We start from the raw sequence: 18,933 nt of genomic DNA on the forward strand, positions 1-18,933 counted from the left end.
TCGGGTACGGCTTGCGCTCGCTCACCCGGCTATCCCAGCACAGGGCAGCCCGCCGACGGGCGGTAACGCTACAAATCCATCCGATCACACTGCGACATCATGGACTTCGCCTCGCGTAACGCCCTCTCAGGGCAACGTGCATGAGATCGCCCAAGCGATCCACGCGGACGCGCGGACGGTCTATGTGGACTACGACCCCATCGTTGCCCAGCATGGGCGGGCGCTGCTGGCCACCGATGAGCGCACGATGATGGTGCAACTGGATGTGCGTTACCCCGAGTTCATCCTGCACAAGGCGCTGGAGCTGCTGGACTACGGCCTTCCCGTTGGGGTGCTGCTGGTAACGACCATGCACTTCATCAGGGATGGGGAGGATCCCTGGTCGATCGTGCGGACGCTGATGGAGCACATGGAGCCGGGGAGCTATCTGGGGCTGACGCATGTGCTGGAGGCACCGAACACGATCGCCGCCGCTGCTGTCTATGACACGGCATCGGCGTCCGTGACCCCGCGCAGTGAAGAGGCAATCCGGGAGTTCATCACGGTGGCGGATGTTGAGCTGGTGGATCCGGGGCTGGTTCGGGTGCCGCTGTGGCGCCCGGAGATGGATCCCCGGCTGGCGGAGGAGGATGCCGAACTGGTCGATTTCCTGGGTGGGGTCGGGAGGAAAGAGCGGTGAGGACGGCTACACGTGTGTGGAGTCCCGCCGGACGGCTGGCGCGGGAGTTGGCGGGTCACCTGGGGCGTCGCGGTATCAGCTCGCAGATCTCCGAATGCGAGGGGATCGCGTTGGTGGGCGTGTGGTCGGTGGGGTTGACGGTGTGGTGTGAGTGGGGGCCGGACGGATGGCGTTTCCGCTGGTCGCTGAGCGATACCAGCGCACCGGGGCCATGGCGCTACACCTCCTGCCCGTGCTCGGCGATGGAGACGGCCGTGGGGCGGATCATGCGCTTGTACACCGAGCGGTACTGGCGGATGTACGGGGCGGCTCCAGAGGGGACACATCACCAACTCACCAGTCCGGCGGATCTCGCGGAGTAGGCCATGAGCGAGGAAGACCCCGGCTATCTGGAAGCACGCCGGGATAGGTTCGGTCCTTTCATCAAGGTCCGTTGGTGGCACATGGAAATGGTGGTGCGTGAGAACGGTTGGCTTACCTTCGTGGATGAGGTTAAGCGCGGCCATTACCTGCCGACACCGTTGGAAAAGGTGAACGGCAAACGGGGATGGGTGCGTTTCGCGATTGACGAGGGGTTTGCCGAGCGTGAAAGGCCGGTTGCGTGGCGGCCGAAGGTGCTGGACGTGCCTCGGACGGTGTGGGATCGGTTCGTCGATGCGGTCGGCCGATTGGACCTGGCGAATGTGGGCCCCTACTGGACGGGTGGCCCACTGCGTGAGCCTCCGGAAGCACGACTCGCGGATGCCCAGGGTGAGGTCCTGGGCTTTGCTTCCGGGGATGACCCTGGCTGATGCCGAACGCTGCCGCCTTGGTATTCAGCCGGGGGTGGGGTCCCGGTTTGTCGCGTCGAATGGTGCGGTGACGCCGACGACCGGGACCCATTTATCGGATGCGAGACACCCCCCGAGGGAGGGGCCAGGTGCCGGTACCTCCTCCGGGGTGGCCCATTGGATCAAGGGCGGCGAAGACGCCGCGAACGCGAAGATCGAGGCGGCCCTGTCCGGCGGAACGATCACCGATAGTGCCCTGACCTGCGAAAACGGAAACGACGGGCCACTCACGGGCCAAGCGGGCGAACACGGAGCAGCCTAGCCCTAAAACCCCAGGTCAACCCCCTGATTGTGGAAAACCCAACGTCCTCCACAGAACGCCACTCGGCCCATCGAACCCGACCTCGTCTCGGCGAACCTAGGTCTCCCGCCGGACAAGAGCCCGGCTCCACCGAGCACCTGGAGGCACGATGCATAGTCCCGCCACCACGCCAGGCAACATCAGCGCCATCCCAGTAGCCCTCCTCGCCGCATCGCCGAAAAGCCCAGCCAGCAAGGTGAATCTCAGCAAGACGAACGTTCCCGCGCTCACCCACTCCACCGATACGCCCTCATCTGGCAAGACGGCCGGCATGGCCGTGATCACTCACAACCCGACCCACTCCGTTGCAGCTAGAGGCGCAATTCACGAGGCCGCAGAGGCCGTGCACACAGCTCGCGAGTTCCCAAGGGACATCGAGCCGGAGTCCAAGCACTCATCAGCGCCTCACACCTCCCCGCATATGCCATCGACCGCCGCTCCCGATGAGCCCAGAGCACGCCGAGGCTCGCGACAGCGGTCCAACAGGTGGCTTCACTACGCGGCCGCCAACCGGGAACGAGGCATGTCCACGGCTGAGTACGCCGTCGGAACCATCGCAGCCTGCGCTTTCGCCGCACTTCTCTTCAAGGTGGTCAGCAGTCCGGAGGTCCAGGAAATGTTGTCGTCCCTCATCGACCGAGCGCTCAACACGAACGGGTGACCCTACGCCCCGCGCAGACTACGCCTCTCGCGTGGACCACTAGGCGCGGCCGGACCACGACTGCGGGGGCGCGAGCTCCGATGGACGGCCAGCGGATGGCATCGCGCGGCTCGGTGACGGCCGAGACCGCCGCGATGCTGCCCGCGCTCATGCTCGTCCTGGCAGCCGCGCTATGGGCCATCCAAGCCGTAGGCGCGCAATTGGAATGCGTGGACGCGGCCCGCGCGGCGGCCCGAGCCGCCGCTCGGGGCGAGCCGCTGGACCAGGTCCGCGACGTCGCCCGCTCGGCCACACACCCAGATGCTCACGTAGACGTAACGCGCGACACAGAGACCACAAAAGTGCAGATCACAGTGCAAGTACGACCAGCATGGGGTTCCTCGCTGCCAGCAGTTCGCGTATCAGCTTCGGCCACCGCCGATACCGAATCATGACGACCGCCATGACGTAGAAGAGGGGGCCGTGGAGTCGTGGAGTCCATCCACCGTTCGCCATCTAGAGAGGGTGAGAGCGGATGTATGACGGCTTGCCGCATCTTGCTGGCAACGGCTGTATGGCAGCCTCCAGGACCCGCGGCCCACACCGCGACCTGTGCCCACACCGCGACCTGTGCCCACTCGCGCGGCCCGTGTCCACACCGTCGACCCGTTGCCCACACCCGAGACCCCGACCATGCCGCACACGCGCGGCCCGTGGCCCGCGACCGGCGACCTGCAACCCACGACCCACCAGCAAGGTGGCACGTAAGGAGAGGTAGCAATCAATCCCAGGGAACGAGGGTCAGCCACGATATGGGGCGTTGCCCTCATGGGGCTCCTGATGGCCGTCGCTACGGCGTTCGCCACCGTGGGCGCCGCGCGCGTGGCCCGCCATCGCGTCAACAACGCCGCCGACATGAGCGCCCTTGCCGCCGCCAGGTTGGCCCTCTTCGATCCCGAAGGCGCCTGCGCCAGAGCCGCCGCATTGGCCGCCGAGAACGGCGTCGAGCTGACCCGATGCGAGATCAACGATGAGGTGGCCGATGTCTGGACCTCGTTACCGATCTCGTTGCCCATTGTCGGCACTCGCACCGTGAGCGGCAGAGCGCGGGCGGGCCCGGCAGAGCGGACGCCACTCGGCAGTGACGATCGTTAGAAGCCATCGCTGCGCAGCGATGGTCGGGCCATTGGTGGGCTGCTCTGGGCGGTGCTGCAGGATCCCTGCAGCACAGGCCGGACGCCGCTTGGCCTCCCTCCGAAAGGGCGGGCCTGTCGAAGGGTGGTTTCTGAGATCACAGGCGCCTCTTGCAGGACTGGTGGGCGCGGTTGGGAGGGGCGGATCAAACGGGGCTTTTGGGGTTTGTGAGGCAAGGTCGCAATCAAGTCACGACTTCTTGGACAGCGTGTCCAAGAGTTGGATATCTCGCGTAACGTTCCGCTTACCCTCGGTCCATGCCGTCTACGACAAAGGGTCTGGGAGAGCCGGGACGGAGTCGCTAAGGTGCGGGTCCGGGGGCGGTCGGTGACCGTATCGCCGGGCGGACTGCACTTCCGATCGTCGTCCGAATGCCCCCATCCGGACGGCGCGAGGCTCTCGATGGAGGGAAGCGTCGTGACGGTAGTTGGCAGAGTGGTGACCGCGGGGATCGTCGCGGTGGCATCCATTGTGCTCGGCGGTTCTGCCCAGCCGGCGACGGCGGCCACGGTGACCGGGGTGACGCGGGCCGGCTCCTCCGGGCAGATCACCTCACCCTCCGACGGTCAGGTCGTCTCGAGTTCCTCCGTCACGGTTTCCGCGCGTACGGGGCTGATGCAACTCCGCATGGGCCTGTACGTGGATGGGCCATCGACGCCCACGCAGAAGGTGGCCGATGGCGGAGCGAACCAGACGATTTCCGGTACGTTCGACGCCGGGAACGCCCCCAACGGCACGTTCACCGTGACACTCAAAGGCGAGATCACCGGGACCGCCTACGCGAACAGCACGTTCAAGCTACGGCGGCCCGCCCAGACCCCAGGCAACGTGAACGCCAGCCTCCAGGGCACCAAAAAGATCTTGGTGACCTGGAGCAAGGGATCAGAGCCTGACTTGCAGTCGTATGAGGTGGCCAACACCCACTCCGGCGTCGTGGGGCGGGTGCCTGTGGACAGCGCGTGCGCCGGCGGCACCTGCGAGGCGGCGCTCGCCGTGCCGGCCAATGCGGCGGGGCAGAATGTGGGATTCACGGTCAAGGCGTTCCGGGGTGACGGCGACGGCGGGTCGATCGGGTCGGACGAATCGGGTGCCGCCTACGTCACGATCCCCGCCCCGCCCGCCGCCCAGCCGAAGAAGGAAACGGCCAAGACCCGGCAGACGCCGAAGGACACCCGGAAGGTCGATCCGCTGCCGACCCTGCCGGCCAAGAAGCAGACCGTGCCCACGAGCAAGCCGACCACCCGCAAGCCGACGACCTCCAAGTTGCCGGCCATCCCCGATACCGACTCGGACGGCAACCTCCCGATCCCGACCGCCGACAGCCAGGGTGACACGGGCGGCCTGAACCCCGCGGGCACCAAGGAAGACGGCACGGACTCCGCGCCTGTCCAGGCGGGTGACGTGAAGGCGCAATCGGACGAGTCCCCGATCGGGAACTTCGGCCAGTATGGGCTCTACATCGCGGGCGGCCTGCTCCTGTTGCTGCTCGGCGCCCACGCAGGGGCTTGGGCCCGGAGACGCGCGCTCGCCGCCGAGGGTGTACGGCACCCCCAAGCCCCGGCCGTCATGGCTTCGAGGGCGGTTGCCGATTCGGAGGGAGGCGAGGTGGCGGCGGCGGTGCGAGCTGATGACGGCGGCGTCCCGGTGACCTCGACACCCCCTCGGCGCAGGCCAGCTGTGATCCTTGCCGTGGCCAAGACACGCGTTCCCGATCGTTCACCTGCTTCGAAGGCGTCGTCGGCCGATCGGCCACATACTGAGGACGCGTCCTCGGCCGAGGGTTCAGTGGGCGAGGGTCTGTCGTCGGTTGGCCGGGTGCCGGCTCAGGGGGCGTCCTCCGTCGATCTTCTGGAGGTTCGGGAGACAGGGACGTCCTCCGGCGACAGTCGGCGGTTGCATCAGGTATCCGGTGCCGGCCCCCGTGCGCGGCTTCAGGAGCTCCCCAAGGCGGCTCTGCCCGACCAGGCACACAAGGAAATGCCCGCCGTGGCGCCGTCAGATGGTGGCGAGGCGCGGGCGGTCGAGGGCATGGCCGGGGATGCGGGTGGTGCCGACGAAGCGCCCGTGGTCGACGAAGTGCGCGTGGTTCGTCAGGAGCCGGTGCGGATCGCCCTGCCCAGTTCGGCTGTTACGGATGTGCCTGAGTCGTCGGCTTCCGTTCTGCGCCCCGGCGTGCGGATTGAGGATCGCTGGGACGACTACCTGCCGCCGTCGCCCAGGTCCATGGAGGACAGTGGGTTCTGGGAGCGGCCACAGCCTGGGGCCGCGGATTTCTGGGCCACGGACGACGATGACGACGACGACAACGCCGGGGATGAAGGGGATGAGGACAAGCGCGCCTTTGCGGCACGCCGGCGCGCCTGAAGGACCGCCAGGTCCTGCGTCAGTGCTGCCGACGCTGAGCCATCATCGGTCCGGCGCAGTGCCTCCCCCGATCTGAGGCTGAGCCATCATCGCAGTGCCACCCCCCGTCCGGCGCAGTGCCACCCCGATCCGGGGCTGAGCCATCATCGACCCGACGCAGTGCCGCCCCCGATCCGGCGTGGAGCCATCGCGCAGCGGGCGAAGTCGTGCGGTTCACCTGGTCAAGGGCCTGATCGCGGGCGGGTTCCCGTCATGCCGGTCGTGCTCTGGTGTCGGTCATTCGGCGGCCAAGAGTGTGTTCAGGAGACGGATGGCGCCGCGTTTGTGCAGGGGTTCGTTGCCATTGCCGCATTTGGGGGACTGGATGCAGGAAGGGCAGCCGCGTTCGCATTCGCAGGACGCGATGGCTTCGCGGGTGGCCGTCAGCCAGTCCGTCGCGCGGGCGTAGCCGCGTTCGGCGAAACCGGCGCCGCCTTCGTGGCCGTCGTACACGAACACCGTGAGCAGGCCCGTATCGGCGTGCAACTCCGTGGAGACGCCGCCGATGTCCCAGCGGTCGCAGGTGGCGAACAGCGGCAGCAGGCCGATCGAGGCGTGCTCGGCGGCATGGGCTGCGCCTCCGAGGTCGATGCCCGCTTCCGCGAGGGGCGCCACGGCCGAGGCGGGCAGCGTCCACCAGACCGCGCGGGTACGGAGCGTACGGGGCGGCAGGTCGAGCGGCTCGTCGCCGAGCATCTCGCCGGAGTGGAGACGCCTCATGAGGTACGAGACCACCTGCCTGGTCACCTCCACCTGGCCGAAATGCAGCGTGCCGGGGCCCAGTGGCTGGGAACGCTCGGTGGCGAGGATGGAGATGTCGGTTATGTCCCGTGCGAACGTCGAGTAGTCGGGGTTGGCGCTGGAGACCAGGGCCACGCCGGCGTCCAGGTCGAGGAGCTCCACCAGGAAGGTCTCGCCCTGGTGGATGTAGACAGCGCCGGTGTGGACGGTGGTGTGCGCGGACGGCTCGTCCACGCTGCCCAGGAGGCGGCCCGTGGACGACTCGACGACCTGGATCGGGGCGCCTCCGCCGCCTCTGATGTCGGCGAGGTCGGTGGCCCGCTCGCGCCTGGTCCAGAACCAGCCCGCCGGGCGCTTCCGCAGCAAGCCCTCGCCGACCAGGTCGTCCAGGACATCGGGGGTGGTGGGGCCGAAGATGGGCAGGTCGTCCTCGGTCAGGGGGATCTCGGCGGCCGCGGCGCAGAGATGAGGGCCCAGGACGTACGGGTTGCCGGGGTCCAGGACGATGGCCTCCACGGGCTGGCCGAACAGGGCCTGCGGGTGGTGGACGAGGTAGGTGTCCAGTGGGTCGTCTCTGGCGATCAGCACGGCGAGGGCGTCCCGGCCGTCGCGGCCCGCCCGGCCTGCCTGCTGCCACAGGGAGGCCCGGGTGCCGGGCCAGCCCGCGATCAGCACGGCGTCCAGGCCGGAGACGTCGACGCCTAGCTCGAGGGCGTTCGTGGTGGCCAGGCCCATGATGGTGCCTTCACGGAGCGCCTTCTCCAGGATGCGGCGGTCTTCCGCGAGGTAGCCGGCTCGATAGGCGGCGATCTTGTTCGGGAGGTCCGCCAGGTCGGGGAGGTCCGCCGGCGTCCAGGTGTCCGCTGAGGGCAAGGTGCCATTGGGCCGATCGAGGTGCGCCGGTCGCTCGGGGGCTGTCTGGCGATCCGCGCGGCTGGAGGCGGGTGGCGTGGTGCCGTGGTTTTGGGCGGGTGGCGTGGTGCCGTGGTTTTGGGCGGGTGGCGTGGTGCCGTGGTCTTGGGCGGCTGGCGTGGCGCCGCGGTCTTGGGCAGGGGGCGTGGCGCTGCGGTCGTGGGCAGACGTCGCAGGTGCGGGGCCTGGGCCAGGGGTTGACGGTGTAGGGCCCGGAGCCGGCGCGGCAGGTGCGGCGGTGGGTCCATGGGGTGTGGGGGATATGCCCGTACCGGCGAAGGGCATGGAGAAGGCGACGTCGGCGAGTTTGGCGCGGGCCGACAGCGCGACCGTCTCCGCGCCGCGCCGGGAGCGGACGAAGGCGAGTGTGCGGACGTTCGCCAGAACGAGGTCCGCGAGCAGATCCGCCGCCTCCGCCGTCGCCGTGCGCCGCACAGGAGCCCCTCCCTCGCCCCGTAGCTCCGTCAGAGGCGGCTCCCACAGGGCGATGGTGTTAGACCCCTTGGGAGAGGCGTCCACAGTCACCTCGTCCATCTCAAGCCCCGTCAGCCTCATTGCGAACGCCCCCGGCTCGCTGGCCGTCGCCGAAGCGAGCAAGAACGTGGGTCGCGAGCCGTACCGGGCGCAGACGCGGCGCAGGCGGCGCAGGATCTGGGCGACGTGGGAGCCGAAGACGCCGCGGTAGCCGTGGCACTCGTCCACGACGATCAGGCGGAGCCGGCGGAAGAACGCGGACCACTGGGCGTGTCGCGGCAAAATCCCCCGATGGAGCATGTCTGGATTTGTCAGGACGTAGTTCGCGTGCTGGCGGACCCACGTCCGCTCCTCGAACGGTGTGTCCCCGTCGAAGCAGGCCGCGCGTACCTGGGTGATGCGCAGCTCCCGCAGCCCGCGCAGCTGGTCGGCGGCCAGGGCCTTGGTCGGCGTCAGGTACAGCACCGTGCCGCCGTCCAGACACGAGGCGACGGCCGGAGTGAGGTACGCCAGCGACTTCCCCGACGCCGTCCCTGTGGAGATGATCACGTTTCGGCCACGAAATGCCAGGTCGGCGGCCTCATATTGGTGAGGCCAGAGTCCAGTCACCCCGCGGTTCGCCAAGCGCGTAACAAGCACTTCTGGCGTCCATTTGGGCCAGCGGCCTTGACCGGCCTGACGTGCTGGAACATGCTCCACATGGGTGACACGCTCATGACGTGCGGGAACACTAAGCAGGTGGCGGAGGAGTGGACCTGCTTGTTCTGGGGAGGATGCCGAGGAAGTCACTGTTTCCAGTCTTGCATCGATGGGCAAAGTCGCCGGGAATCGTGATTTCGTATAGACACAAGCCACACGCGTGGTTGAATGCCCACGCGTCAAGGTCGGACAGTCTGGAGCCGAGACTCCAGATTGCCAGGCCGGCAACAGTACTTTCGCAGGCGAGGCGCTGGAGGATCTGTGGATCTGAAGTTGGATCACCACAACGAGGACCGACTCACCATCGTCGAGGTCGAGGGTGAGATCGATGTCTACACCGCGCCGAGATTGCGTGAGCTTCTGATCGACCTTGTGAACAAGGGTAACTTCCACCTTCTCGTCAACATGGAGAAGGTCGACTTCCTCGACTCCACGGGCCTGGGTGTCCTGGTCGGCGGGCTCAAGCGTGTACGGGCGCACGACGGCTCCCTCGAGCTGGTCTGCACGCAGGAGCGCATCCTCAAGATCTTCCGGATCACCGGTCTGACCAAGGTCTTCGGGATCTACGCTTCGGTCGACGAAGCCAAGGAAGCTCACGGCAAAGACAAGTAGCATGCCTACCGTCGAGCTGACGTTCAGCGCCCTCCCCGCGCATGTGCGGACCGCCCGGCTGGTCGCGACGGCGATAGCGCGCCGCACCGGTGTGGAGGAGTCCCTGCTGGACGAGGTCAGGCTCGCTGTGGGTGAGGCGTGTTCCCGGGCAGTGGAGGCACATCGCGCTCACTGTCCGGGCGAGCCCATTCGCATCGAGCTGCGTGACGACGCCGGGCGCTTCGAGGTCACGGTGAGCGATCACGCCCCCAGCGATGAGCTCCAGCAGGAGAAGCCGCTTGACCTAGGCATGCTCTCTGACTCGTTCATGACGGGTTTCGGGCTCGCGGTCATCGCGGGGCTGGCCGACGACGTCGAGGTCCTGCCCACTCCCAAGGGCACCGACATCCGCATGAGCTGGCCCGCCGCTGGTATCCCTACCTCATAGTCTTTTCCTTTCTTTCTTTACGGTGGCCCACCCCGGCCCCATCCCCGCACGGGGCTGAGGCCTGTCCAGGGAGACGCTGCTGACTTGTTCAGTGGCAGGCCGCCGTTACGGCGCTACGGGCACCATCGCCTCCGTACAGGCGTGGGCCGCGGGCGCCTTCTCTCCGTCAGGCGTGACCGTGGACCTGGATCGTCCACGGTCACGCCGTGCATGCACGCGCTTGCCGATCCCGGGTTTCGGCTGACCGGAACGATACCTTGCCATGCCCGTAAACAGAGGGAAATTACGGTTGTCAGGGTGCAAACCGGGGCACGGGCAGGGCCTTGCTGGACGTCTGCATAATTAGTGACCTTCCGAGCCTTCATATCCGTTCACCGCCTGCGTAGACTCCCGGCACCGGCCAAGGTGATCCGGCGGAACGCGGATTCAACCGGAAGCGGCACCCACAACCCGGAAGGTGCCGCTACACCCGCCGAGGAAATCTGCAGCACCGTCCGGGCAGGACGACCGGTCTTGCCGAGGAGAACGATGAGCAGGCACATGCTGGCATCGGAGCCAGCGTCCAATCTGGCCCTGAGCGCAAACAATCTCACCATCGTGATCGTGGTCGCCGCGGTCGCACTGATCGCACTAGCCGTCGCCGGCGGCCTGGTGCGCGAAGTGCTGTCCGCCGGCCAGGGCACCGAGCGCATGCAAAACATCGCCCGTGCCGTACAAGAAGGCGCCGCCGCCTATCTCACGCGTCAATTCCGCACGTTGGCGATCTTCGTCGTCGTGATTCCCTTCCTGCTGCTCCTGCTACCTGGAGAGATGGACGTCCGCATCGGGCGATCGATCTTCTTCGTGGTCGGGGCGGTATTCTCCGCTCTGACCGGGTTCATAGGCATGTGGCTGGCCGTGCGCGGGAACGTCCGCGTCGCCGCCGCGGCCAACGACTCGGGCGAGAAGCGCGCCATGCGCATCGCGTTCCGCACCGGCGGCGTGGCCGGGATGTTCACCGTCGGCCTCGGCCTGCTGGGCGCGGCCGTGGTCGTGTTCATCTACCGGGGCGAGGCGCCCCACGTGCTCGAAGGGTTCGGCTTCGGGGCGGCGCTGCTGGCGATGTTCATGCGAGTCGGCGGCGGCATCTTCACCAAGGCCGCCGACGTCGGCGCCGACCTGGTCGGCAAGGTCGAGCAGGGCATCCCCGAAGACGACCCGCGCAACGCCGCCACCATCGCCGACAACGTGGGCGACAACGTCGGCGACTGCGCGGGCATGGCCGCCGACCTGTTCGAGTCGTACGCGGTCATGCTGGTCGCCAGCCTCATCCTGGGCAGCGCGGCCTTCGGTGAGCAGGGGCTGATCTTCCCCCTGATCGTCCCGATGATCGGTGTCATCACGGCGATCATCGGCATTTTCGTCACCGGGATGCGCGACGGCGACCGCAACGGCATGGCCGCGATCAACCGCAGCTTCTTCATCTCGGCCGCGATCTCCGCAGTGCTGGTCGCCGTGGCGGCCTTCCTGTACCTGCCCGCTGACTTCAGCGGCCTGACCGGCTCGGTCGTCCAGTCCGACGCCGACCCGCGGCTCATCGCCATCGGCGCGGTCCTCATCGGCCTGGTGCTGGCCAGCGCCATCCAGCTGCTGACCGGCTACTTCACCGAGACCACCCGGCGTCCCGTACGCGAGATCGGCGAGAGCTCCCGCACCGGCGCCGCCACGGTCATCCTGTCCGGCATCAGCGTCGGCCTGGAGTCGGCGGTCTACTCCGCCCTGATCATCGGCGGCGCGGTCTACGGCGCGTTCCTGCTGGGCTTCGGCAACGTGACGCTCGCGCTGTTCGCGGTGGCCCTGGCCGGCACGGGCCTGCTGACCACGGTCGGCGTCATCGTGTCCATGGACACCTTTGGCCCGGTCTCTGACAACGCGCAGGGCATCGCCGAGATGTCGGGCGACGTCCATGGCGAGGGCGCCCAGGTGCTCACCAGCCTGGACGCCGTCGGCAACACGACGAAGGCGATCACCAAGGGCATCGCGATCGCCACGGCCGTGCTGGCGGCGACCGCGCTGTTCGGCGCCTTCCGCACCGCGGTGGAACTCGAGCTCGCCAGGGCTGACGCGTCGATCAAGGACGCCCTGGGCATCTTCCAGAACTTCAGCCTGAGCATCGACAATCCCAACGTCCTCGTCGGCCTCATCATCGGGGCGGCGGTCGTGTTCCTGTTCTCCGGCCTGGCGATCTCGGCCGTCGGGCGGGCCGCGATGCGGGTCGTCTTCGAGGTGCGGGACCAGTTCCGCACCAAGCCCGGCATCATGGACGGCACGGAGAAGCCGGAGTACGGGCGCGTCGTCGACATCTGCACCCGTGACTCGCTGCGCGAACTGGCCACGCCCGGTCTGCTGGCGGTCATGACCCCGATCGCGGTCGGGTTCGCTCTCGGGTACGCGCCGCTGGGCGCGTTCCTGGCGGGGGCGATCGCCTGCGGCACGCTGATGGCCGTGTTCCTGGCCAACTCCGGTGGCGCCTGGGACAACGCCAAGAAGCTGGTCGAGGACGGGCACCACGGCGGCAAGGGCTCGGAGGCGCACGCCGCCACGGTCATCGGCGACACGGTCGGCGACCCGTTCAAGGACACGGCCGGGCCTGCCATCAACCCGCTCATCAAGGTGATGAACCTGGTGGCGCTGCTGATCGCGCCCGCGGTGGTGCTCCTCGCCGGCAACGCGGCCCTGCGGATCGGCATCACCGTGGTGGCGGTGGCCGTGGTGGTCGGCGCCATCGTGGTGTCCAAGCGGCGGTCGGCGACCAGTGAGCCGGCCAGCGACAACAACAATCGTGAGCAGGAGCCGGTCGCGTCATAGCCCGGCACCCACACCAGAGACGCCCGCTCCCGCGTGGGGGCGGGCGTCCCGCTGTCCGGGGTGTGGGGGCGGTTGCGACAGGCGGGCGTGGCACCGGAGGGCCCCGGTGGGAAACTAGGCACGTGGAAGATGACAAGCCGCCCAGCGGCGGAAAGACCCTGGGCCTCATTCTGCTGGCGATGCTCGTCATCCTGGCCGCGCTCGTCGCGCTGGCCAACTGGGCTTCGAAGACAGGGTGATCCGGTGCGGACGTTGATCGTACTGCGGCATGCGAAAGCCGCCCACATCCCCGGCCTGGCCGACCGGGAGCGGCCGCTGACCGACCGCGGGGAGCGGGACGCGAAGCGGGCGGGCGATGAGATCAGGGCCGCCGGGCTGGAGCCGGACGCGGTGCTCTGCTCGCCGGCGCTCAGGACCAAGCGCACCGCCGAGATCGCCTTCCCCGAGATGGAGATCAGCTACGAGCGCGACATCTACGAGGCCTACCCCGAGGAGCTGCTGGAGCTGGTCCGCCGGTCCGATCCGGACCTGGGCACCGTGGTGTTGTGCGGCCACAACCCCGGCGTGCACGAATTGGCCTTGGGCCTGGCCGGAGGCGACTACGTGTTCCGGCCGGGCGCGTTCGCGGTGATCCGGGTGGAGTCGGCGTGGGCGGACCTCTACCCAGGAGAGAGCCGGCTGATGACGCTCTGGGATCCGAAGGAAAACTAGCCGGCCGTGAGCACGCCGTCCTCGGCGTCGGCCGCCTCCACCTCGTCCCGCGAGATCCCCAGCAGGTAGAGGATCGAGTCCAGGTAGGGCGTGTTGACCGCGGTGTCGGCGGCCTGGCGGACCACCGGCTTGGCGTTGAACGCGATCCCCAGCCCGGCCACCGCGATCATGTCCAGGTCGTTGGCCCCGTCGCCGATGGCCACGGTCTGGGAGATCGGCAGGTGGGCCTCGCGCGCGAAGCGCTCCAGCGCCCGGGCCTTGCCCGGCCGGTCGACGATCTCACCCACGACCCGTCCGGTCAGCCGCCCGTCCACGACCTCCAGGACGTTCGCGGCGGAGTAGTCGATGCCCAGCTCCTCGACCAGCCCGTCGGTGATCTGGGTGAAGCCGCCGCTGACGATGGCGAAGCGGTAGTCGAGCCGCTTGAGCGTCCGCACCAGCGTACGGGCGCCGGGCGTGAGCACGACCTGCTTGCGCACCTGCTCGAACACCTCGGCAGGCAGCCCCTCGAGCAACGCGACCCGCTTGCGCAACGACTCGGCGAAGTCGAGCTCGCCGCGCATGGCCTGCTCGGTGACCTTGGCGACCTCGTCGAGGCAGCCGGCGTGAGCGGCCAGCAGCTCGATGACCTCGCCCTGGATGAGGGTCGAGTCGACGTCCATGACGATCAGCCGCTTGGCCCGCCGGGACAGGCCCGTGCGCTGCACGGCCACGTCGACTTCCTGGGCGGCGGCCTCGGCGGCCAGCTCGACCCGCAGCGCGTCCGGGTTGGCCCCGGAGACGGACAGCTCGATGCAGGTGACGGGCCACTGGGCCAGGCGTTCGATGCGGTCGATGTTGGCGCCGGCGGCGGCGATGCGCCCGGCGATGCCCGCGATCGCGGCGGGCTGAAGTGTGGCGCCGAGCACGCTGACCGACAGGCGGCCGCGGCGGCGCTGGTCCCTGGTCTGGGATCCGGTGGAGAGCTCGACCTCCATGCCGAGGTCCTCGGCCACTCGCTCGACGGCGGTCCACATGGCGCCGAGTGTGGTGCCGGTGCCGGTCGAGGGGCCGCCCGCGTACGCGACGAGCACGCCGAGCGTGAGCCGGCCCCGGATGACGACCTGCTCAATGTCGGAGACCGTCACCGGGAAGCCGGAAAGGACGGAGAAGAGACGCGACGTGACACCGGGCCGGTCGGGGCCGGTCAGGGTGATCAGGAGGGTGCGCTGGTCCACATCCAGCCACGGTACTGCGCCCGGTCCGATGGTCGTGCAGCAGGTACGCCCTTCGGACCGGGCACCGGTCAGCGAACGATCTTGGTCTTGACCGTCTTCGAGAAGCCGAACTCGGGGACGCCGAGCCGGTCCAGCTCCTCCTTGCTCATGTCCTCCATACCGGTGTCGAGGTTGTAGCTGACCACGCCGAGCGTCGCCGTCTGGGTGCCCTTGGCGCTCTTCTTCACCGGCGCCTCGAACACCATGGCGACGGAGTCGCCCACCTCGACCACCTGCGGCAGGAAGCAGAAGAACGCCCGGTCACCCTCGGCGAAGCACTGGGTGCCCTTGACGCTTGTGCCGAACCTGACCTTGTTGCGGTCGACGCCCTTGGGGAACTGGCCGCCGAGGAACCAGGAGTCCGCGTAGTGCGGGCCCTTGTTGGTGGCCACGATGGTGTACTTGATCTTCCCACCGGCCTTGACGGTCTTCGGCGCCTTGACCTTGACGGAGAAGGCGGAATACGGGTCGGCTGCCTTGGTCGCGGTGGCGGCCGCGGTGACCGTGGTGGTGGCGGAGGCAGGAACAGCCGGGATGAGCAGGGCACCGGCCAGCAATGCCAGCGTGGCGGCCTTGGGAAGGGAGTTGCGCATCAAACGTCTCCGGTGAGGAATAGGGCACGGGGACGCACAGACGCCAAGCCCCCGTAAATGTCGGCTGTTCCTATCACAATGGCAAAATCTATGTAAAGCCTATTTCTTCAGTATCAGGTGTGTGTCGCCGAACTCGTGCCACAAGTACCCCTCCCGTAGCGCCTCGTCATACGCCCGGGCCAGGGCCTGCTCGCCCGCGATCGCGGTCAGCATCAGCAGGTGACTGGAGCGCGGCTCGTGCAGTCCCGTGATCAGCCCCGTGACGGCCCGCACGCCGCGTTCCGGGGTGACGACGTGCTCGGTCCAGCCCGCGGCCGCGCTCACCCGCCCGTCCGCGCCCGCGGCCGTCTCGAGAGCCCGTACGACGGTCGTGCCCGCCGCCACCACCCGGTTGCCGCTCCGGCGGGCCAGGTTGACCAGGCGCGCGGTCGAGGCCGGCACCTCATACCGCTCCGCGTACGGCGGCTCGTCCTTTTCCGGCGAGGCCACCCCCGTGTGCAGGGTGACCGGCGCGATCCCGACCCCGCGTGCCACCAGCGCCGTCACGAGATCGGCGGTGAACGGCCGCGCCGCGCTCGGCATCTCCGCGCTGCCCGGCACGGTCGCGAACGCGGTCTGGTAGGCGTCGATCGGCCAGTCCCGATCCACGTAGGAGTAGCGGATCGGGACCCCGTACGCGCGCAGGTAGGCCTCCACATCCCGATCCAGCGCCGCCCGCCACAACCGCGGCGTCTCCCGTTCGATCAGCCGCAGCGTGGCCCGCCCCGGCAGCGGCAGCCACTCCCCGGCCTCGCCCCCGCCGTACGGCTCGGTGGCCTTCGCGGTACGCCTGCGCAACTCGACCAGCCACGTGCCGTCCTCCCGCGCGGTGGAGAAGTGCACCGCCAGCCGGTCGAGCCTGACGGCCGCGGGCAGGGTGGCCGAGTTGTTCACCACGATCAGGTCCCCGGGGTCGAGCAGCCCCGGCAGGTCCACGAACCGGTGGTGCTCGGGCTCGGTGTCGCCACGCGAGACCATCAGGCGAACCGCGTCCCTGGACATCCCCCTGGCCTCGGGCGGCTCGTGGGCCGTCAGGCAGGGCGGCAGCACGAAGTCGAGTGCCGACGTCGTCATTGCAGGCTCACTCGTCCGCTGGCCGGCCGGGAGCTGATCAGGTCGTGCAGCGCCGCGGCCACCTTCGCCGGGTCGGCCGCGGCGGCGGCCTCCTCGGCGCCCACGGCGTCGGCCAGCATGCTGGTGTTCATCTCGCCCGGATCCACCCACCACACGCGGACCCTGGGCTCCTCGGCGGCCAGCACGTTCGACAGCTGCTCCAGCGCGGCCTTGCCGGCGCCGTAGCCGCCCCAGCCTTCGTACGCGCCGGTGGCGGCGTCGGAGGTGACGTTCACGATGGCGCCGGAGGAGGACGAGCGCAGCGCCGGAAGCGCGGCCTGGATGAGGGCGAGGGGAGCGGTCACGTTCGTCTCCAGCAGCGCCCTGAACGCCTCCAGCGGATAGCCCGCCAGCGGCGGCAGCGGGGTCACGCCCAGGTCGCTGGCGTTGTTGACCAGCAGGTCCAGCTCGGGGGCCGCCCGGGCCAGCCGCTCGACGTGCGCCGGGTCGGCCACGTCGCCCGGGATCGCGGTCGCGCCCAGCTCGGCCGCGACCCGCTCCAGGTCGTCCGCCCCGCGGGCGGTGAGGACGAGGTTCCAGCCAGAGCCTGTCAGCGAGCGCGCCAGCGCGAGGCCGAGACCGCGGGAGGCGCCGGTGATGAGTGCGGTGTTCGTCATGTCTCGACGCTAGGAACGTGACGGCCGGCGGACATCGGGCTGAGGACCGGTCCGGGCCTGGGCACATCGTCCTAGGACCCGGGGTGGCCGGGGATCATAGAGTGGTTGCGTGATGGCCGACCGAGACGAGATCCTGCAGGCGGTGAGCTCCGCCGTGCTCGCGGTCACCCGCCATCTGTCGGTCCGCGAGGTGCTGCAGGTGATCGTACGCTCGGCGCAGCGGCTGCTGGACGCCCGCTACGCCGCGCTGGGCGTGCCCGACGAAGAGGGGTCGTTCGGCGAGTTCGTCGCCGAGGGCCTCACCGACAAGCAGTGGGACGCGATCGGGCCGCTGCCCCGGCAGCATGGCATGCTCGGCGCGATGCTCCGCGAAGGCGCCCCCGTCAGGCTGCCCGACCTGCGCAAGGACCCCAGGTTCGAGTGGTGGCCGAAGGCCCATCCGGTGATGAAGGACTTCCTGGGCGTCCCCATCCGCGACGGCGAGGACGTGCTCGGCATCATCTTCCTGGCCAACAAGCGCACGCCCGGCGGCGGCTTCACACAGGACGACCAGGACCTGCTCACGTTGTTCGCGGCGCACGCGGCGATCGCGCTGACCAACGCCCGGCTCTACGAGCGCGGTCGCGAGCTGGCCATGTTGGAGGAGCGTAACCGCGTGGCCAGGGAGTTGCACGACGCCGTCACGCAGAAGCTCTTCTCGCTCCGGCTCACCGCCCAGGCCGCGGGCGCGATGCTGACGCGGGACCCCGGCAAGGCGGCCGTGGAGCTCGAACGCGTCCAGCGCCTGGCCGGCGAGGCCCTGGCGGAGCTGCGTGCCGTGATCGTGGAGCTGCGCCCGGCCGAGCTCGACCGGCACGGGCTGACCGAGACGCTGCGCAAGCACGTACGCATGCTCGACAGGCTCCATCCGTCCCTGGTCGCGTTCGAGTGCGGCGAGCTGCCGCCGCTGGATTCGACGGTCGAGGTGGCCGTGCTGCGGGTGGCCCAGGAGGCGCTGCACAACGCGCTCAGGCACTCCGGAGCCTCCCGGGTCCTCGTACGCCTGGTCTCTGAGGACGGCAAGCTGGCGCTGACCGTCAGCGACGACGGCAGCGGGTTCGAGCAGGCGGACTCGCGCGGTCTCGGGCTGGTGTCGATGCGGGACAGGGCCGAGGCGGTCGGCGGCATGATGACCGTCGAGTCGGCCCCCGGCCAGGGGACCACGGTACGCGTGGAGGTGGGCGTTTGATCCGGGTGCTGATCGCCGACGATCATCCAGTGGTGCGGCAGGGGCTGCGGACGTTCCTCGACCTGCAGGACGACATCACGGTCGTCGGCGAGGCCGGCGACGGGGCGCAGGCCGTCGAGCGGGTCGCGGAGCTGGCCCCCGACGTGCTGCTGCTGGATCTGAAGATGCCGGTGCTCGACGGCCTCGGCGCGCTGGAGCGCCTGGCCGGGACGACGACCAAGGTGGTCGTGCTGACGTCGGTGAGCGATCGTGGGGACGTGGGCCCGGCGATGCGCGCCGGTGCGTCCGGGTTCCTCTACAAGGACGTCGACCCGTCCGCGCTGGTCCAGGCGGTCCGCGCCGTGCACGGCGGCCAGGTGCTGCTCGCGCCCGAAGCGGCCGAGGCGATGTTGTCCACGGCAGGCGCCCCGGACGTGCCGGCGCCGGTCCCGCTGACCGACCGCGAGCGCGAGGTGCTCGCGCTCATCGCGGCCGGCCGGTCCAACAGGGAGATCGCGCGGAGCCTGGCCGTCGCGGAGAAGACGGTCAAGACCCACGTCTCCAACGTGCTGATGAAGCTGGGCGTGCAGGACCGCACCCAGGCCGCACTGTACGCGGTACGGCACGGCCTGGGCTGA

Annotated in this window: 17 protein-coding genes; 12 read left to right on the forward strand and 5 right to left on the reverse strand. The window is 69.0% G+C overall.

Annotated elements, in window-relative coordinates; translation table 11 throughout:
* The first annotated feature begins 31 nt into the window (after positions 1-31).
* The 6 genes from ACTWQA_RS40240 (at position 32) to ACTWQA_RS40265 (ending at position 6,008) form a co-directional block, all read left to right on the forward strand.
* On the forward strand, positions 32-679 hold the full coding sequence (locus ACTWQA_RS40240) for an SAM-dependent methyltransferase (RefSeq protein ID WP_443164239.1): 648 nt from the start codon (positions 32-34) through the stop codon (positions 677-679).
* 365 nt (positions 680-1,044) lie between these two features.
* Positions 1,045-1,470, forward strand: a complete 426-nt coding sequence (locus ACTWQA_RS40245) for a hypothetical protein (RefSeq protein WP_443164170.1) — start codon at positions 1,045-1,047, stop codon at positions 1,468-1,470.
* Between the two features lie 863 nt (positions 1,471-2,333).
* Positions 2,334-2,471, forward strand: a complete 138-nt coding sequence (locus ACTWQA_RS40250; protein WP_127938717.1) for a DUF4244 domain-containing protein — start codon at positions 2,334-2,336, stop codon at positions 2,469-2,471.
* Between the two features lie 149 nt (positions 2,472-2,620).
* The gene (locus tag ACTWQA_RS40255; RefSeq protein WP_443164240.1) at positions 2,621-2,905 is read left to right on the forward strand and encodes a TadE family type IV pilus minor pilin; all 285 of its coding nucleotides are present in this window, start codon (positions 2,621-2,623) and stop codon (positions 2,903-2,905) included.
* Between the two features lie 325 nt (positions 2,906-3,230).
* Positions 3,231-3,605, forward strand: a complete 375-nt coding sequence (locus tag ACTWQA_RS40260) for an Rv3654c family TadE-like protein (RefSeq protein ID WP_327590926.1) — start codon at positions 3,231-3,233, stop codon at positions 3,603-3,605.
* 666 nt (positions 3,606-4,271) lie between these two features.
* The gene (locus ACTWQA_RS40265; RefSeq protein ID WP_443164171.1) at positions 4,272-6,008 is read left to right on the forward strand and encodes a hypothetical protein; all 1,737 of its coding nucleotides are present in this window, start codon (positions 4,272-4,274) and stop codon (positions 6,006-6,008) included.
* 276 nt (positions 6,009-6,284) lie between these two features.
* Here the strand turns inward: ACTWQA_RS40265 and ACTWQA_RS40270 are convergent, their stop codons facing one another.
* On the reverse strand, positions 6,285-8,723 hold the full coding sequence (locus ACTWQA_RS40270) for a DEAD/DEAH box helicase (RefSeq protein WP_443164172.1): 2,439 nt from the start codon (positions 8,721-8,723) through the stop codon (positions 6,285-6,287).
* 411 nt (positions 8,724-9,134) lie between these two features.
* On the opposite strand from ACTWQA_RS40270, the gene ACTWQA_RS40275 reads away from it, so the two are divergent.
* The 4 genes from ACTWQA_RS40275 (at position 9,135) to ACTWQA_RS40290 (ending at position 13,470) form a co-directional block, all read left to right on the forward strand.
* Positions 9,135-9,485: an STAS domain-containing protein gene (locus ACTWQA_RS40275; RefSeq protein ID WP_020542579.1), complete on the forward strand. Its 351-nt coding sequence runs from the start codon at positions 9,135-9,137 to the stop codon at positions 9,483-9,485.
* A gap of 1 nt (position 9,486) precedes the next feature.
* On the forward strand, positions 9,487-9,912 hold the full coding sequence (locus ACTWQA_RS40280) for an ATP-binding protein (RefSeq protein ID WP_443164173.1): 426 nt from the start codon (positions 9,487-9,489) through the stop codon (positions 9,910-9,912).
* A 528-nt stretch (positions 9,913-10,440) separates the two neighbouring features.
* Positions 10,441-12,759 carry a sodium-translocating pyrophosphatase gene (locus ACTWQA_RS40285; protein ID WP_443164174.1) on the forward strand — a complete coding sequence of 773 codons (2,319 nt, stop codon included), beginning with the start codon at positions 10,441-10,443 and terminating at the stop codon, positions 12,757-12,759.
* A 243-nt stretch (positions 12,760-13,002) separates the two neighbouring features.
* Positions 13,003-13,470, forward strand: a complete 468-nt coding sequence (locus ACTWQA_RS40290; protein ID WP_443164175.1) for a SixA phosphatase family protein — start codon at positions 13,003-13,005, stop codon at positions 13,468-13,470.
* On the opposite strand, the gene serB is transcribed toward ACTWQA_RS40290, so the two are convergent.
* From serB to ACTWQA_RS40310, 4 genes are all read right to left on the reverse strand, one after another.
* On the reverse strand, positions 13,467-14,687 hold the full coding sequence (serB, locus tag ACTWQA_RS40295; RefSeq protein WP_443164176.1) for a phosphoserine phosphatase SerB: 1,221 nt from the start codon (positions 14,685-14,687) through the stop codon (positions 13,467-13,469). The two genes, ACTWQA_RS40290 and serB, sit on opposite strands and share 4 nt — an antisense overlap.
* Positions 14,688-14,755: 68 nt before the next feature.
* Positions 14,756-15,319, reverse strand: coding sequence for a hypothetical protein (locus ACTWQA_RS40300; protein ID WP_443164177.1), 564 nt, complete (start codon positions 15,317-15,319; stop codon positions 14,756-14,758).
* 99 nt (positions 15,320-15,418) lie between these two features.
* Entirely contained in the window at positions 15,419-16,432 is a 1,014-nt protein-coding gene (locus ACTWQA_RS40305; RefSeq protein WP_443164178.1) for an S-adenosylmethionine:tRNA ribosyltransferase-isomerase, read from the reverse strand.
* Positions 16,429-17,088 (reverse strand): SDR family oxidoreductase, encoded by a 660-nt coding sequence (locus ACTWQA_RS40310; RefSeq protein WP_443164179.1) that lies wholly within the window; start codon positions 17,086-17,088, stop codon positions 16,429-16,431. Before ACTWQA_RS40310 ends, ACTWQA_RS40305 begins: the two co-directional genes overlap by 4 nt.
* 112 nt (positions 17,089-17,200) lie before the next feature.
* On the opposite strand from ACTWQA_RS40310, the gene ACTWQA_RS40315 reads away from it, so the two are divergent.
* Complete coding sequence (locus ACTWQA_RS40315; protein WP_443164241.1) at positions 17,201-18,316, forward strand: GAF domain-containing protein; 1,116 nt, start codon at positions 17,201-17,203, stop codon at positions 18,314-18,316.
* The gene (locus ACTWQA_RS40320; protein WP_443164180.1) at positions 18,313-18,933 is read left to right on the forward strand and encodes a response regulator; all 621 of its coding nucleotides are present in this window, start codon (positions 18,313-18,315) and stop codon (positions 18,931-18,933) included. The genes ACTWQA_RS40315 and ACTWQA_RS40320 overlap by 4 nt, the downstream gene beginning before the upstream one ends.

Origin of the sequence: Nonomuraea sp. 10N515B (assembly GCF_052245915.1) — a bacterium.
In the GTDB taxonomy this organism is placed as follows: Bacteria; Actinomycetota; Actinomycetes; order Streptosporangiales; family Streptosporangiaceae; genus Nonomuraea.